Raw genomic sequence first — 12,463 nt, 5'->3', positions numbered from 1 at the left:
GCCGAGAGTAGGCTTCGGGCATCCGACGACTGGAGGCTGTCATGGTTCCCGAGATCAACTACTGGGCCGTTCTGCTCGCGACCGCCTCGAGCATGGTCGTAGGCACGATCTGGTACTCCCCGAAGGTGTTCGGCACGCGCTGGTCGAAGCTCGCGAACGTCGACATGGACCGCCCCGGTTCGAGCGCGACGATGGCGATCATCACCACGGTTCTGGTGAGCTTCGCGACGGCCTGGGTGCTGGCCGGAGCCTCCGCCATCGCCTGGCACTTCTACGACGGGTCGTTCTTCTGGGCGGCGGTCGTCACCGGCGTGCTGCTCTGGGCCGGTTTCACCGCCGCGCGGTTCATCACCCACGATGCGTTCGAGGGGCGCCCGACCGCACTGACCACCATGAACATCGCCCACGAACTCGTCACGATCGCGGTCATGGCATTGATCATCGGGGTCTGGCCACCCGCTCTCGGCTAGCCCGCCGCGGCATCCTTCGTGAGGTCCTGCGCGAACATCACGAGGATCCCGCTCGGGCCTCGCAGGTAGGTGAGCTTGTATACGTCCTGGTAGTTCGCGACTCCTCGGAGCGGGTGATACCCGTGCCGCGCGGCGATGGCCAGGGACTCGTCTATGTCGTCGACCGAGAACGCGACCCGGTGCATCCCGATCTCGTTCGGCAGGGTGGGCTCGGTCTCGATCGCCTCGGGGTGGATGTACTCGAACAGCTCGAGCTGGCCGTGGCCGTCCGGAGTCTGCAGCACGGCGATCTTCGCATGATTGCCGTCGAGGCCGACCGCGGTGTCGGCCCACTCTCCGCTGACCTCGTCGCGGCCGAGGACGGTGAGGCCGAGATCGGTGAAGAAGGCGATGGTCGCGTCGAGGTCGCGCACGGCGATGCCGACGTTCTCCAGAGTGATGGGCATGGGTCGCATGCTACTCGCGGGGCCGACACGCCGGATGCGGCGAAAGACTAGACCTTCGCCCCTTCCGCCGAGACTTCCTGGTATGCCAGCATTTTGCACGTGACCTTCTGGTCGCCTGCGGTTCGTGCACGCGAACCACGGTTCAGACCGAAGGGGTATCGATGTCGGGTTCGCCGCGCCGATCGGCTCCGTGGGTGATCGCCGCCGCGCTGGTCGCCGCGACCCTCGTCGCGGGTGCCGCGACCGCCGCGTCCGGCGATGGCCCAGCCGACGCCCCGACCGCCGACGTCGCCTCCGACCCCACCCTGTCCGTCGCCCTGGCGTACGAGTTCCTGGACGCTCGTGTCGACGAGTTCTGCGACGGTGCGGGGCACTGCCTTCCGCGCAGTTACGAGGGTGGGTTCTTCACCGACCTGCCGACGTGGGACTTCACTCCGTCCTTCGTCTACGACGACGCACTCGTGGTGATCGCCTACACCGCCAGGGGTCTGCCGGAGGACATCCGTCGGGCGCAGACGGTCGCAGACACCCTGCTCTTCGTGCAGGAGAACGATCCGATCGGCGACGGACGAGTCCGCACGTCGTACGAACCCCACGGCATCCGACAGGGACGCGTCGAGATCACGGGTCCCGGCACGTTCACGGGCAACCAGGCGTGGGCGGGCATGGCGCTCGCACGTCTCTTCCACGCGACCGGTGAGTCGAAGTACCTCGACGGAGCCGTGCGGATCGCCGAGTGGATCCAGGCCAACACCGCCGACATGGTGCGTGCTCCCTTCGGCTACACCGGCGGTCAGCTCGAGAACGGCTCCTCGCTGGAATGGAAGTCCACCGAGCACAACAGCGACATCGCCGGCTTCTTCACGCAGCTCGCGCAGCTCACCGGGGATTCGGTGTGGGCCGACCGCGCCGCCGTCGCCACGACCTTCGTGGCGGCGATGCAGAGCGCTGACGGTCATGTCGACACCGGCACGCTGCTGGACGGCTCGACGGTCAACACTCGGCCCATCCCGCTCGACGCGCAGACGTGGAGCGCGCTCGCCACCGGTGACCCCCGGTACGACGTCGCTCTCGACTGGACGCTCGGCAACCTGATCGCGACCGACGGTCCGTATCAGGGGGCGTCGATCAGCGACGTGGACGTGTCGAAGGTGTGGTTCGAGGGATCGGGCCACCTGGCGCTCGCGCTCACGCTGCGCGACGCCGTGGGCGACGCCGACCGCGTGGAGACGCTGCTGAGCAGCATCCGACTCGGGCAGCGCGATGCGGCGAACGGCGATGGCAAGGGGATCGTGGCGACGTCGACCGACGGCCTCGACTCGGGCTTCGGCGACCTCTACTACGCCAGCCTGCACACCGGCGCGACGGCCTGGTACCTGCTGGCGGCAGCCGGCGACAACCCCTTCAGCCTTCCCACCGACTGACCCACCGATCCCGGCGCGGGGTCGGTTGCGCGCGGTTGCGCGCGGTGCGCGCGGTGCGGGGTCATTTGTGCATCCCGCGCGCGGTGCGGGGTCAGTTGTGCATCGGAAACGCCTGTTTTGGATGCGCTTTTGGCCCCGCATGATGCGGAGGCGATGTGATGCCGTTTCGACCCCGGTGCGGGTGCTGCGCTCGGCGCGGGGTCAGTTGTGCACGCTGCGCGCGGTGCGGGGTCAGTTGTGCATCCTGCGCGCGGTGCGGGGTCAGTTGTGCACCCTGCGCGCGGTGCGGGGTCAGTTGTGCATCGGAAACGCCGGTTTCGGATGCGCTTTTGGCCCCGCATGATGCGGAGGCGATGTGATGCCGTTTCGACCCCGGTGCGGGTGCAGCGCGCGGTGCGGGGTCAGTTGTGCACCCTGCGCGCGGTGCGGGGTCAGTTGTGTACCGGAAACGCCTGTTTTGGATGCTTTTTTGGCCCCGCTGGATGCGTGGATGAGCGCGTGGATGCGGACAGGGATGCGGACAGGGTGGACGACCTCGCTCGGCGCGGATGCGGGCGTGGGCGCGTTCGGGGTCCGACCTGCGAGCCGCCGGCTACTACGAGCTGCCGGGCACGCGCTGTCGGCTACGGGCTGCCGGGCACGCGCTGCTGGCTGCGAGCCAGGCGCGGCGGAGGAGGCGCGGGGGCTACGCGGCGACGCGGGCGACCGCGGCGACCGCGCTCGTAAAGAAGTCGAGCCCGTCGAGTCCCGAGCGCATGGCGGCGGAGGTGTCGGGGCCGAAGCCGGCCTCGGTGGCGTGCTCGGGGTGCGGCATGAGCCCCACGACGTTGCCCGCCTCGTTGGTAAGCCCCGCGATGTCGCGCAGCGAGCCGTTCGGGTTCACGCCGGCATAGCGGAACGCGACGAGGCCCTCTCCCTCGAGACGGTCGAGTGTCTCTTCGTCGGCGATGTAACCGCCGTCGGCGTTCTTGAGCGGGATCGTGATCTCCTGGCCGGTGCGGAACCGGTTGGTCCACGCCGTGTCGGAGTTCTCGACGATGAGCTTCTGATCACGACGCACGAAGTGCTGGTGGTCGTTGCGGATCAGACCGCCGGGCAGCAGGTGCGCCTCGACGAGCATCTGGAACCCGTTGCAGATTCCGAGGATCGGCATGCCTTTCGCGGCAGCATCCTTGACCTCGCTCATGATCGGCGAGAGGGCGGCGATCGCACCTGCGCGCAGGTAGTCGCCGTAGCTGAAGCCGCCAGGCAGCACGAGAGCGTCGACGCCTTCGAGGTCGTGCGAACCGTGCCAGAGGGCGACGGGCTCGGCTCCGGCGATGCGCACAGCGCGCTGCGCGTCGCGATCGTCGAGCGAGCCCGGGAAGGTGATGACGCCGATGCGCGTGGTCACTCGGCGACCTCGATGCCCACGACGTCTTCGATCACGGAGTTGGAGAGCACCTCATCGGCGATGCGACGGGCCTCGGCGAGGACCTCGTCGGTGACCTCGCCCTCGACGGTGAGCTCGAAGCGCTTGCCGATGCGGACATCGGAGAAGCCCTCGACGCCCAGTCGCGAGAATGCGCCGGACACGGCCTTCCCCTGCGGGTCGAGCAGTTCGGGCTTGGGCATGACGTCGACGACGATGGTGGGCATGAACGGCTCCGGAAGTCGCGGGCGGACGGGCGCGTTCAGTCTACCGGCTCGAGAGTCGCTCGATTCCCGGCGCGACGAGGCTCAGGCGTGGAAGACGGTGTGCAGGTCGCCGATGGCCTCGCGCCCGCCGAGCCCGTCGATCTCGAACAGCACCGAGATGCCGACGACGTGGCTGCCGAGGCGCTCGACCAGCTCCCGTCCGGCAGCGAGCGTGCCACCGGTGGCGAGCACGTCGTCGATCAGCAGCACACGGGATCCCGCGGGCAGGTCGTCGTGCATCTCGATAGTGGCGGTGCCGTACTCGAGGGCGTAGTCGACGGATGCCGCGGGGCGGGGCAGCTTGCCGGCCTTGCGGATCGGGATCAGGCCGACACCCGCTGCGATCGCCGCGGCTCCGGCGAGGATGAACCCTCGCGCTTCGATGCCGGCGACCACGTCGAACTGGCCGGCGAACGGCGCGATGATCGCGTCGGTCGTGGCCTGAAGGGCCTCGGCGTCGGCGAGCAGCGGCGTGATGTCGCGGAAGATGATTCCCGCCTCCGGGTAGTCCGGGATGCTGCGGATCAGAGATGCGGCACGGACGAGGGCGGGGGAGAGTTCGGTGTCGGGCACCGGACAAGGGTACGCCGCGTTCATAACTCCGGAGAAACGGGCCGCATCCAGCAGATTCCGGCCGTCCCGCCCCGAATCGCCCCGTTCTTCCGGAGTTATGGAGGCCAAGAGCCCGGGCTTGACACCGTGGGAGCGCTCCCATAGAGTCACTGGACAGTGCGTGGGAGCGCTCCCACGAGAATCGCCACCGGAACGCAACGGAATCCCGCGCACGCCCCGAGCACCACCCGCACCACCACTGCACGACCCACCACAAAGGAGTGAACTGTGAACACACGTGCCCGCAAGCGGATCCTGACGGCAGCAGCCGTCGCATCCGTCTCCGCCCTGGCCCTCGCCGGCTGCGCCTCTGCCGACTCGGGAGACAGCGCCACCGGTGACGAGAAGGTCACGCTGACCGTCACGACCTTCGGCACCTTCGGATACGACGACCTCTACGACGAATACGAGAAGGCGAACCCGAACGTCACGATCGAGGCGACCAACATCGACACCGGCGGCAACGCCCGCACCGATGCATTCACCAAGATCGCCGCGGGCTCGGGCCTCAGCGACGTCGTCGCGATCGAAGAGGGCTGGCTCGGCGCCATCATGGACGTCTCCGACACCTTCGTCGACCTGCGCGACTACGGCATCGAAGACCGCAAGGCCGACTGGGTCGACTGGAAGTACGGACAGGCGACGGATGCCGAGGGCCGCGTGATCGGCTACGGCACCGACATCGGTCCGAGCGGCATCTGCTACAACGGCGCCGCCTTCGAAGCCGCAGGGCTGCCCAGCGACCGCGAGTCGGTCGCCGAGCTGCTGAACGGCGACTGGGAGAACTACTTCGCCGTCGGCGCCGAGTACACGGCGAAGACCGGCAAGGCCTGGTACGACCACTCCGGCTTCGTCTGGAACGCCATGGTCAACCAGCTCGACGAGGGCTACTACACGACCGACGGCGAGCTGAACGTCGAGGACAACGCCGAGCTCAAGGAGCGCTTCGAACTGCTCGGAGCCGCGACCGAGGGCGGCCAGTCCGCTGCTCAGACCGCGTGGGACTGGAACGGCGGCAAGTCGTTCGTCGACGGCACCTTCGCCACCTTCGTCTGCCCCGGCTGGATGCTCGGAGTCGTGCAGGGTCAGGTCGAGGCCGGAGGCGGCGACGCATCCACCGGCTGGGACTTCGCCGACGTGTTCCCCGGCGGTGCAGCCAACTGGGGCGGCGCCTTCCTGTCGATCCCGGAGAGCTCGCAGCACAAGGAAGCCGCGGCCGACCTGGCCGACTGGCTGACGCAGCCCGAGCAGCAGGTCAAGCAGTCCGAGGCCGCGGGCAACTTCCCCTCCACGGTGAAGGCACAGGAGACGCTCGCCTCTGATGCGACGCCGAACCCGTTCTTCAACGACGCGCCCACCGGCGCGATCCTCGCCGAGCGTGCCAAGGGCGTCGTCGCGCAGTTCAAGGGCGCCGATGACTCGGTGATCCAGGAGAACGTCTTCGGTCCGGCCCTCAGCGGCCTCGACCGCGGCGAGACCGACACCCAGGGCGCCTGGGATGCCGCGGTCAAGCTGCTGAACGAGCTGGTCGACTGACCCAGCCGCATCCATTCCGGTCGCAGTTCGTGCCGCACCGCCTCTGTCGGGGCGGCACGGACTGCGACCGGAGCACCACGGCCGCACGGACCAGGACCAGGACCAGAACCAGGACCAAGGAAGAGTCATGACACTCACCCATGAGCGCTCGGAGACGACGTCCGCGTCGACGAAGAACGCGAAGAGCCCGAAGACGGATGCCGCCGGCCGGCGTCCTTGGCGGCACCGCCTCTCGCGGTTCGACCAGAACGCCTCCCCGTACTTCTACATCTCGCCGTTCTTCCTGCTGTTCGGGCTGGTCGGACTCTTCCCGCTGATCTACACCGTGTGGGTGGCCGTGCACGAGTGGGACCTGCTCAAGGGGCAGGGCGAGTTCATCGGCGCCGCGAACTTCGTCGAGATCCTCGGCGACGCGATGTTCTGGAACTCGATCTTCAACACGCTGAGCATCTTCCTTCTCTCGGCGATCCCGCAGCTCGCGGTCGCCCTGGTGATCGCCTACCTGCTCGACCGCGGCCTTCGTGCCCCCACCTTCTGGCGCATGAGCATCCTCATCCCGTTCGTGGTCACGCCGGTCGCCGTCGCCATCATCTTCTCGAGCATCTTCAACGAGGCCGACGGCCTCGCCAACAACCTGCTCAACCTGATCGGCATCGCCGACCAGCAGTGGAAGCACGACACCGCGCTGTCGCACCTGGCGATCGCGGTGATGGTGAACTTCCGTTGGACCGGCTACAACGCCCTCATCCTGCTCGCCGCGATGCAGGCGGTGCCGCGCGACCTCTACGAGTCCGCCGCGCTCGACGGTGCAGGAGCCGCCCGTCGCTTCTTCTCGATCACGATCCCCACGATCCGTCCGACGTTGATCTTCGTGATCATCACCGCGACGATCGGCGGTCTGCAGATCTTCGCCGAGCCGCGTCTGTTCGACGTCTCGACTGCGGGCGGCATCGGCGGCAGCGACCGGCAGTTCCAGACCACCGTGCTGTTCCTTTGGGAGCTCGCCTTCTTCCGCCGCGACCTCGGCGAAGCATCCGCTGTCGCGATCCTGCTGTTCCTGCTCATCGTCGGCATCGGAGTGATCAACTTCCTCATCTCGAGACGGATCTCGACCGGGGATGCTCCCCGGAATCGCGCCGCCCGTCGGCGTGCACGCACTGCCGCTGCTGCTGCCGCGGGCACGACGATCGCCACCACGACCGAGGAGAACGCACGATGACCGCCACACAGGCGCTGAGCGTCCCCGAGAAGATCCGCAGGCGGCGTGGAGCCGTCGGCGGCAACGCCGGCATCGGCAGTCGCCCCGGCTTCCTCACCTACGGCCTGCTCGCCGCGTTCATCATCGGCAGCGTCTACCCGCTGTGGTGGTCCGTGGTCGTGGCGAGCGGCACCAACTCCACGCGCGGCGAGACCCTGCCGCTGATCCCCGGCGGCAACTTCTTCACGAACGCCGCCAAGGTCTTCGATGCGATCCCGTTCTGGCTGGCGCTCGGCAACTCGTTCCTCATCTCGGGCATCATCACGGTGTCGGTCGTGACGTTCTCGACCCTCGCGGGCTACGCGTTCGCGAAGCTGCGCTTCAAAGGCCGCGACGGACTGATGATCTTCGTGATCGCGACCATGGCGATCCCGACGCAGCTCGGCATCATCCCGCTGTTCATGCTGATGCGCGAACTCGGCTGGACGGGATCGATCGGCGCGGTCATCGTGCCGACTCTGGTCACCGCGTTCGGCGTCTTCTTCATGCGGCAGTACCTGGTCGACGTGATCCCCGACGAGCTGATCGAGGCCGCACGCATGGACGGGGCGAATCAGTTCCGCACGTTCCTCACCGTCGGCATCCCGGCCGCTCGCCCCGCCATGGCGATCCTCGGGCTCTTCACCTTCATGACGGCCTGGACCGACTACCTGTGGCCGCTGATCGTGCTCTCCCCGCAGAACCCGACACTGCAGACGGCACTCAGTCAGCTGCAGTCCGGCTACTACATCGACTACTCGATCGTGCTCGCCGGCGCGGTGCTCGCGACCCTCCCGCTGCTCGTCCTGTTCGTCGTCGCAGGACGCCAGCTGGTCAGTGGCATCATGGCGGGCGCGGTGAAAGGATGACCCCTATGACCCGAGCCTTTCCCGAGAACTTCCTGTTCGGCGCCGCGACCGCGGCGTACCAGATCGAAGGGGCGGCTTTCGAAGACGGGCGCACCGCGTCGATCTGGGATGCCTTCAGCAAAGTGCCCGGTGCGGTGATCGGCGGCGACAACGGCGACGTGGCGTGCGACCACTACCACCGCTATCCGCAGGACGTGGCGCTCATGAAGGAGCTCGGACTGCAGACCTACCGCTTCTCGACGTCGTGGTCGCGCGTGCGGCCCGACGGCGGTGCGGTCAATGCGAAAGGTGTCGATTTCTACGAGCGCCTGGTCGACGAGCTGCTCGCGAACGACATCCTGCCGTGGCTGACCCTGTACCACTGGGACATGCCGCAGGCGCTGCAGGAGAACGGCGGCTGGACCAACCGCGACACCGTCGGGCGCTTCCTCGAATACGCGGGCACGATGCACGACGCGCTGGGCGACCGCGTGAACGTGTGGACGACGCTGAACGAACCGTGGTGCTCGTCGTTCCTGTCGTACACCGGCGGCGAGCACGCACCCGGGCACACGAGCGTCGCCGAAGGGCTGCTCTCGGCCCATCACCTGCTGCTCGCCCACGGTGAGACGGTGCGCGAGCTGCGGGGTCGGGACGCGAGCCTCAACCTCGGCATCACGCTCAACCACACGGTCGCGGATCCCGCAGACCCGACGAACCCGGCGGACGTCGACGCCGCGCGCCGCGTCGACGGGCAGTTCAACCGCTGGTTCCTCGACCCGATCTACCGCGGGGTATACCCGGACGACATCATCAGGGACATCAGGGCGGTGGATGCCGACGCCGTGTCGCGCTTCACGGATGCCGTGCACGACGGCGACCTCGATGCGATCTCGCAGCGCATCGACACGCAGGGTGTCAACTACTACCACGGCGACTTCGTGTCGGGCACAGCTCCGGCGGAGATGCCGGTCAGCGGTGGGCCCGCGACGGATCGCCCCGCACGCAGCCCGTACCCGTCGAGCGATGGCATCTACGCGGTCGAACGCGGACTGCCGCGCACCGCGCAGAACTGGGAGGTGCAGCCCGAGGGGCTGACCCGTCTGCTGCAGCGCGTGTGGACCGAGTACGCCGAGCCCGCGGGAACCGTGCTCTACATGACCGAGAACGGCGCAGCCTACGACGATGTCGCCGTGGTCGAAGACGGCGAGACGCGCGTGCACGATGAGGATCGCGCGGAGTTCCTGCGGCTGCACCTCGCCGCGGTGCTCGATGCGGCCGAGTCCGGCGTCGACGTGCGCGGCTACTTCTACTGGTCGATGTTCGACAACTTCGAGTGGGCCTGGGGGTATGACAAGCGCTTCGGCATCGTGCGCGTCGACTACGACACCCAGGAGCGGACTCTGAAGGACTCCGGTCGGGAGTACGCTCGCATCATCGCCGCTCGCGCTCTCTGACGCCGGGCGGCGACACCAGGGAGCATCCGGTCTCGCCGCCGGACGGAGGGAGAGTCGTGTCGTCACGAGCGACCATCGAAGAGGTGGCATCGGCCGCCGGGGTCTCACGATCGACGGTGTCGCGCGTCGTCAACGGGTCGACGGCGGTGAGTCCTGAGGCGCTCGAGTCCGTGAAGCGCGCCATCGAGGAGCTCAGCTACGTGCCCAACCGCGCGGCTCGCTCGCTCGCGTCGAGGCAGACGCACGCGATCGCGCTGATCGTGCCGGAGGACACCACGCGCTTCTTCGGCGACCCGTTCTTCGCGGCGATCGTGGCGGGCATCACCGGCGCGCTCCGAGGCTCGGACTACCTGCTCAACCTGCTCATCGCGAGCGACGACCCCGGCGACAAGATGACGAGCTTCGTGCGCAACGGCGGCGTCGACGGCGCGCTCATCGTGTCTCACCACACCAGCGACGCCTTCATCGATCGAGTCGCCGATGCCGTGCCCGTGGTCTGGGGCGGTCGACCGGTGCGGATCCGCGAGGGCGACTACGTGGTCGATGTCGACAACGTCGCCGGTGCCCGCACGGCCACCCAGCATCTGATCGAGACCGGCCGCACACGCATCGCGACGATCTCAGGGCCCATCACGATGGTCTCCTCGGTCGACCGCGTGCAGGGCTTCCGCGGCGCCCTGGCCGACGCCGGACTCTCGCCCTTCGCCGAAGAGGCGGGCGACTACAGCGAGGCCAGCGGAGCGGATGCCGCACGCCGCATCCTCGCGGCGGGTCGCCCCGATGCGATCTTCGTCGCCAGCGACCTCATGGCCCGCGGCGCTCTCACGGCGCTCCGCTCCGCCGGCATCCGTGTTCCCGAAGACGTCGCGCTCGTCGGATTCGACGACTCGTCCGTCGCGCTGAGCACCGATCCGCCGCTGACCACGATGCGGCAGCCCATGTACGCGCAGGGGGAGGCGATGGCCGGAGTGCTGCTCTCGCGCCTGGCCGGTCGCGACCCCGCGCATACGACGATCCTGCCGACCGAGCTGGTGGTGCGCGCCTCGTCCTAGCCCGCCGAGCCGGAGGCGGGCTGCGGGTGAGAGGTGACACGGATGCGAACCAGACGCCCCTCCAGGTTGGTTCGCATCCGTGGGTCTGTGCGGTCAGCCGATCCGGTGCGGTGAAGGGATCTCGACAGCCGCCGGCCATGGCAGCGTCGCCCAGGGGCCGCCTCGCTTCGCCGAGGCCGCGGCTTTGAAGTCGCTCCAGCCGTCGCCGAACTTCGCGAACGATTCGTCGTCGACCGCGCCGTCGCTCCAGTGCATGACGCGTCCGGCGAGATAGCTGAGTCCGAAGTCCGCCCAGGAGACGAACGACGGCCGCGCATCGACGTTGATCCGGTGGATGATGCGACGAGCCTCTGCGATGTCCGCGTGGCCGAGTGCCACGCCCCAGGTCACCATCGCGACGGCTTGGCCCAGGGCGTAGCCGTCCAGCGTGCGCACGAAGAGCTCCGGGGTGACGATCTCGCTGCCGACGTGGGTGCGGATCTCGCGTTCGATCTGCTCGATGCCTGTGACGAACGGGCGGGCGTTACGTTCATCGCCGCCCTCCGCCGCGATGGCGGCGAGCCATTCCGCCGACCGCGGAACGCGACCCAGCGTGATGGCCCGCTGATTGCGCGCGGCGAGATGTGCCATCCAGGCGTGGCGACGGCGGCGCACCGTGGTGAGGTGCTCGATCATCCCGAGCCAGTCGGCTCGCGAATGCACGCCCCATTGTTCGGCGACCATCTGCTTCTCGGCATCGGTCAGGGAGGAGGCGGTCGGATCGTTCCAGGGGCCGGAGGGAAGTGCGCTGATCTGCAGGAAGCCGAGGGCGATCTCGTTCGCCTCGAGGTCTGCCACGGAGAAGCGCGCCGCAGGCTTCACCTTCGGGGAAGGCAGGATCCAGACTGTGCGACGCATTGCACTCCTTGGGGCCGAGGTCTGAGGCCACTCGTAGCTTGAATAGGCGTTCAATCAGTAATATATAGGCTTCGGGGGGAATTCCGAAGCAGTCCAATCCTGGGGAGGTGGACACAGCATGGCACGTTCCGACGAGCAGAACAGCCTGGCGCGGGAGCGCTCCCGCACCGTGATCCTGGAGGCCGCGATCGAGCTCTTCGCCGAGCGGGGCGTGGCAGGCGCGAGCATCGCCGAGATCACGCAGCGAGCCGGGGTCGCACAGGGTCTCGTCAGCTATCACTTCGGCGGCAAGCAGCAGCTCGTCGCCGCGGTGATCGATCGCTGGTACGAGAACCTGTTCGCGATCCCGCAGGTCGACGGACCCGCCGACGACAGGCTCGCCGGCATCATCGACGGGGCACTCACAGCCACGGGGTACGCCCTGCCCGTGCAGCGCGCGGTGTTCGCGATGCAGCAGCAGCCCAGCACCCACCGCATGTTCGCCGAAGCCGAGGATCGCTTCGCCGAGCAGGCCGTGGCATCCGAGGACGCCGTCCGCGAGATCTTCCGAGAGAGGGGAGCCGTCGATCCTCCGCTCGAGGAGATCATGCTGCGCACCACTCTCGAGGGGGTCTTCATGAAGTACGCCGTCTATGGCGACACGTACCCCCTCGAAGACGCACGACGCTGGGTGCGCCGACTCTACGGACTGCCCGAGCCGGAGACGCCGCTTCCGCTGCAGCTCGCGCCGCGGAACCCGGACGCGCGCACTCGTGCGTCCGGCGCCGTGCGTTCGGAGCACTGACAGCCCTGCGATCGAGCGCCGAA

At 68.1% G+C, this 12,463-nt stretch carries 13 protein-coding genes; 8 read left to right on the top strand and 5 right to left on the bottom strand.

The genetic code is table 11. The features are described from left to right. Window positions 1–41: 41 nt before the first annotated feature. Window positions 42–470 carry a DUF1761 domain-containing protein gene (locus tag ACIP5T_RS09475; protein ID WP_400862600.1) on the top strand — a complete coding sequence of 143 codons (429 nt, stop codon included), beginning with the start codon at window positions 42–44 and terminating at the stop codon, window positions 468–470. On the opposite strand, the gene ACIP5T_RS09470 is transcribed toward ACIP5T_RS09475, so the two are convergent. Further along, window positions 467–916 (bottom strand): VOC family protein, encoded by a 450-nt coding sequence (locus ACIP5T_RS09470; RefSeq protein WP_400862598.1) that lies wholly within the window; start codon window positions 914–916, stop codon window positions 467–469. The genes ACIP5T_RS09475 and ACIP5T_RS09470 overlap by 4 nt on opposite strands. A 161-nt stretch (window positions 917–1,077) precedes the next feature. Between ACIP5T_RS09470 and ACIP5T_RS09465 the strand changes: the two genes are divergently transcribed. Beyond that, the gene (locus ACIP5T_RS09465) at window positions 1,078–2,340 is read left to right on the top strand and encodes a hypothetical protein (RefSeq protein ID WP_400862596.1); all 1,263 of its coding nucleotides are present in this window, start codon (window positions 1,078–1,080) and stop codon (window positions 2,338–2,340) included. A 685-nt stretch (window positions 2,341–3,025) separates the two neighbouring features. On the opposite strand, the gene purQ is transcribed toward ACIP5T_RS09465, so the two are convergent. The 3 genes from purQ to ACIP5T_RS09450 all read right to left on the bottom strand — a co-directional run bounded on the left by purQ (window position 3,026) and on the right by ACIP5T_RS09450 (window position 4,590). Then, the gene (purQ, locus tag ACIP5T_RS09460; RefSeq protein WP_056375443.1) at window positions 3,026–3,733 is read right to left on the bottom strand and encodes a phosphoribosylformylglycinamidine synthase subunit PurQ; all 708 of its coding nucleotides are present in this window, start codon (window positions 3,731–3,733) and stop codon (window positions 3,026–3,028) included. Then, complete coding sequence (gene purS / locus ACIP5T_RS09455) at window positions 3,730–3,978, bottom strand: phosphoribosylformylglycinamidine synthase subunit PurS (RefSeq protein ID WP_201468628.1); 249 nt, start codon at window positions 3,976–3,978, stop codon at window positions 3,730–3,732. The genes purQ and purS overlap by 4 nt, the downstream gene beginning before the upstream one ends. Window positions 3,979–4,059: 81 nt before the next feature. Then, window positions 4,060–4,590, bottom strand: coding sequence for an adenine phosphoribosyltransferase (locus tag ACIP5T_RS09450; protein WP_400862593.1), 531 nt, complete (start codon window positions 4,588–4,590; stop codon window positions 4,060–4,062). Between the two features lie 267 nt (window positions 4,591–4,857). On the opposite strand from ACIP5T_RS09450, the gene ACIP5T_RS09445 reads away from it, so the two are divergent. The 5 genes from ACIP5T_RS09445 to ACIP5T_RS09425 all read left to right on the top strand — a co-directional run bounded on the left by ACIP5T_RS09445 (window position 4,858) and on the right by ACIP5T_RS09425 (window position 10,759). Then, complete coding sequence (locus ACIP5T_RS09445; RefSeq protein WP_400862591.1) at window positions 4,858–6,165, top strand: ABC transporter substrate-binding protein; 1,308 nt, start codon at window positions 4,858–4,860, stop codon at window positions 6,163–6,165. 127 nt (window positions 6,166–6,292) lie between these two features. Beyond that, window positions 6,293–7,384 carry a carbohydrate ABC transporter permease gene (locus tag ACIP5T_RS09440; RefSeq protein WP_400862590.1) on the top strand — a complete coding sequence of 364 codons (1,092 nt, stop codon included), beginning with the start codon at window positions 6,293–6,295 and terminating at the stop codon, window positions 7,382–7,384. Then, on the top strand, window positions 7,381–8,271 hold the full coding sequence (locus ACIP5T_RS09435; protein ID WP_400862589.1) for a carbohydrate ABC transporter permease: 891 nt from the start codon (window positions 7,381–7,383) through the stop codon (window positions 8,269–8,271). Before ACIP5T_RS09440 ends, ACIP5T_RS09435 begins: the two co-directional genes overlap by 4 nt. A gap of 5 nt (window positions 8,272–8,276) precedes the next feature. Then, window positions 8,277–9,707, top strand: coding sequence for a GH1 family beta-glucosidase (locus ACIP5T_RS09430; protein ID WP_400862588.1), 1,431 nt, complete (start codon window positions 8,277–8,279; stop codon window positions 9,705–9,707). A gap of 56 nt (window positions 9,708–9,763) precedes the next feature. Beyond that, window positions 9,764–10,759, top strand: coding sequence for a LacI family DNA-binding transcriptional regulator (locus ACIP5T_RS09425; protein ID WP_056276469.1), 996 nt, complete (start codon window positions 9,764–9,766; stop codon window positions 10,757–10,759). 93 nt (window positions 10,760–10,852) lie between these two features. On the opposite strand, the gene ACIP5T_RS09420 is transcribed toward ACIP5T_RS09425, so the two are convergent. After that, window positions 10,853–11,656 (bottom strand): DUF1266 domain-containing protein, encoded by an 804-nt coding sequence (locus tag ACIP5T_RS09420; protein ID WP_400862587.1) that lies wholly within the window; start codon window positions 11,654–11,656, stop codon window positions 10,853–10,855. A 118-nt stretch (window positions 11,657–11,774) separates the two neighbouring features. Here ACIP5T_RS09420 and ACIP5T_RS09415 point away from each other — a divergent pair, with 118 nt between their 5' ends. After that, window positions 11,775–12,440, top strand: a complete 666-nt coding sequence (locus ACIP5T_RS09415) for a TetR/AcrR family transcriptional regulator (protein ID WP_400862586.1) — start codon at window positions 11,775–11,777, stop codon at window positions 12,438–12,440. The last annotated feature ends 23 nt before the right edge of the window (window positions 12,441–12,463 follow it).

This window comes from Microbacterium sp. NPDC088619, assembly GCF_044752825.1.
GTDB lineage: Bacteria > Actinomycetota > Actinomycetes > Actinomycetales > Microbacteriaceae > Microbacterium.
Note: the sequence above shows the minus strand (reverse complement) of the source record. Positions and strands in the feature narration are given on the sequence as shown.

What these genes read in the sequence shown, in the direction of transcription:
- ACIP5T_RS09420 (WP_400862587.1), bottom strand. Translation starts at nt 11,656, where the DNA reads ATGCGTCGCACAGTCTGGATCCTGCCTTCCCCGAAGGTGAAGCCTGCG.
- purS (WP_201468628.1), bottom strand. Translation starts at nt 3,978, where the DNA reads ATGCCCACCATCGTCGTCGACGTCATGCCCAAGCCCGAACTGCTCGAC.
- ACIP5T_RS09430 (WP_400862588.1), top strand. Translation starts at nt 8,277, where the DNA reads ATGACCCGAGCCTTTCCCGAGAACTTCCTGTTCGGCGCCGCGACCGCG.
- ACIP5T_RS09440 (WP_400862590.1), top strand. Translation starts at nt 6,293, where the DNA reads ATGACACTCACCCATGAGCGCTCGGAGACGACGTCCGCGTCGACGAAG.
- ACIP5T_RS09475 (WP_400862600.1), top strand. Translation starts at nt 42, where the DNA reads ATGGTTCCCGAGATCAACTACTGGGCCGTTCTGCTCGCGACCGCCTCG.
- ACIP5T_RS09465 (WP_400862596.1), top strand. Translation starts at nt 1,078, where the DNA reads ATGTCGGGTTCGCCGCGCCGATCGGCTCCGTGGGTGATCGCCGCCGCG.
- ACIP5T_RS09415 (WP_400862586.1), top strand. Translation starts at nt 11,775, where the DNA reads ATGGCACGTTCCGACGAGCAGAACAGCCTGGCGCGGGAGCGCTCCCGC.
- ACIP5T_RS09435 (WP_400862589.1), top strand. Translation starts at nt 7,381, where the DNA reads ATGACCGCCACACAGGCGCTGAGCGTCCCCGAGAAGATCCGCAGGCGG.
- ACIP5T_RS09470 (WP_400862598.1), bottom strand. Translation starts at nt 916, where the DNA reads ATGCCCATCACTCTGGAGAACGTCGGCATCGCCGTGCGCGACCTCGAC.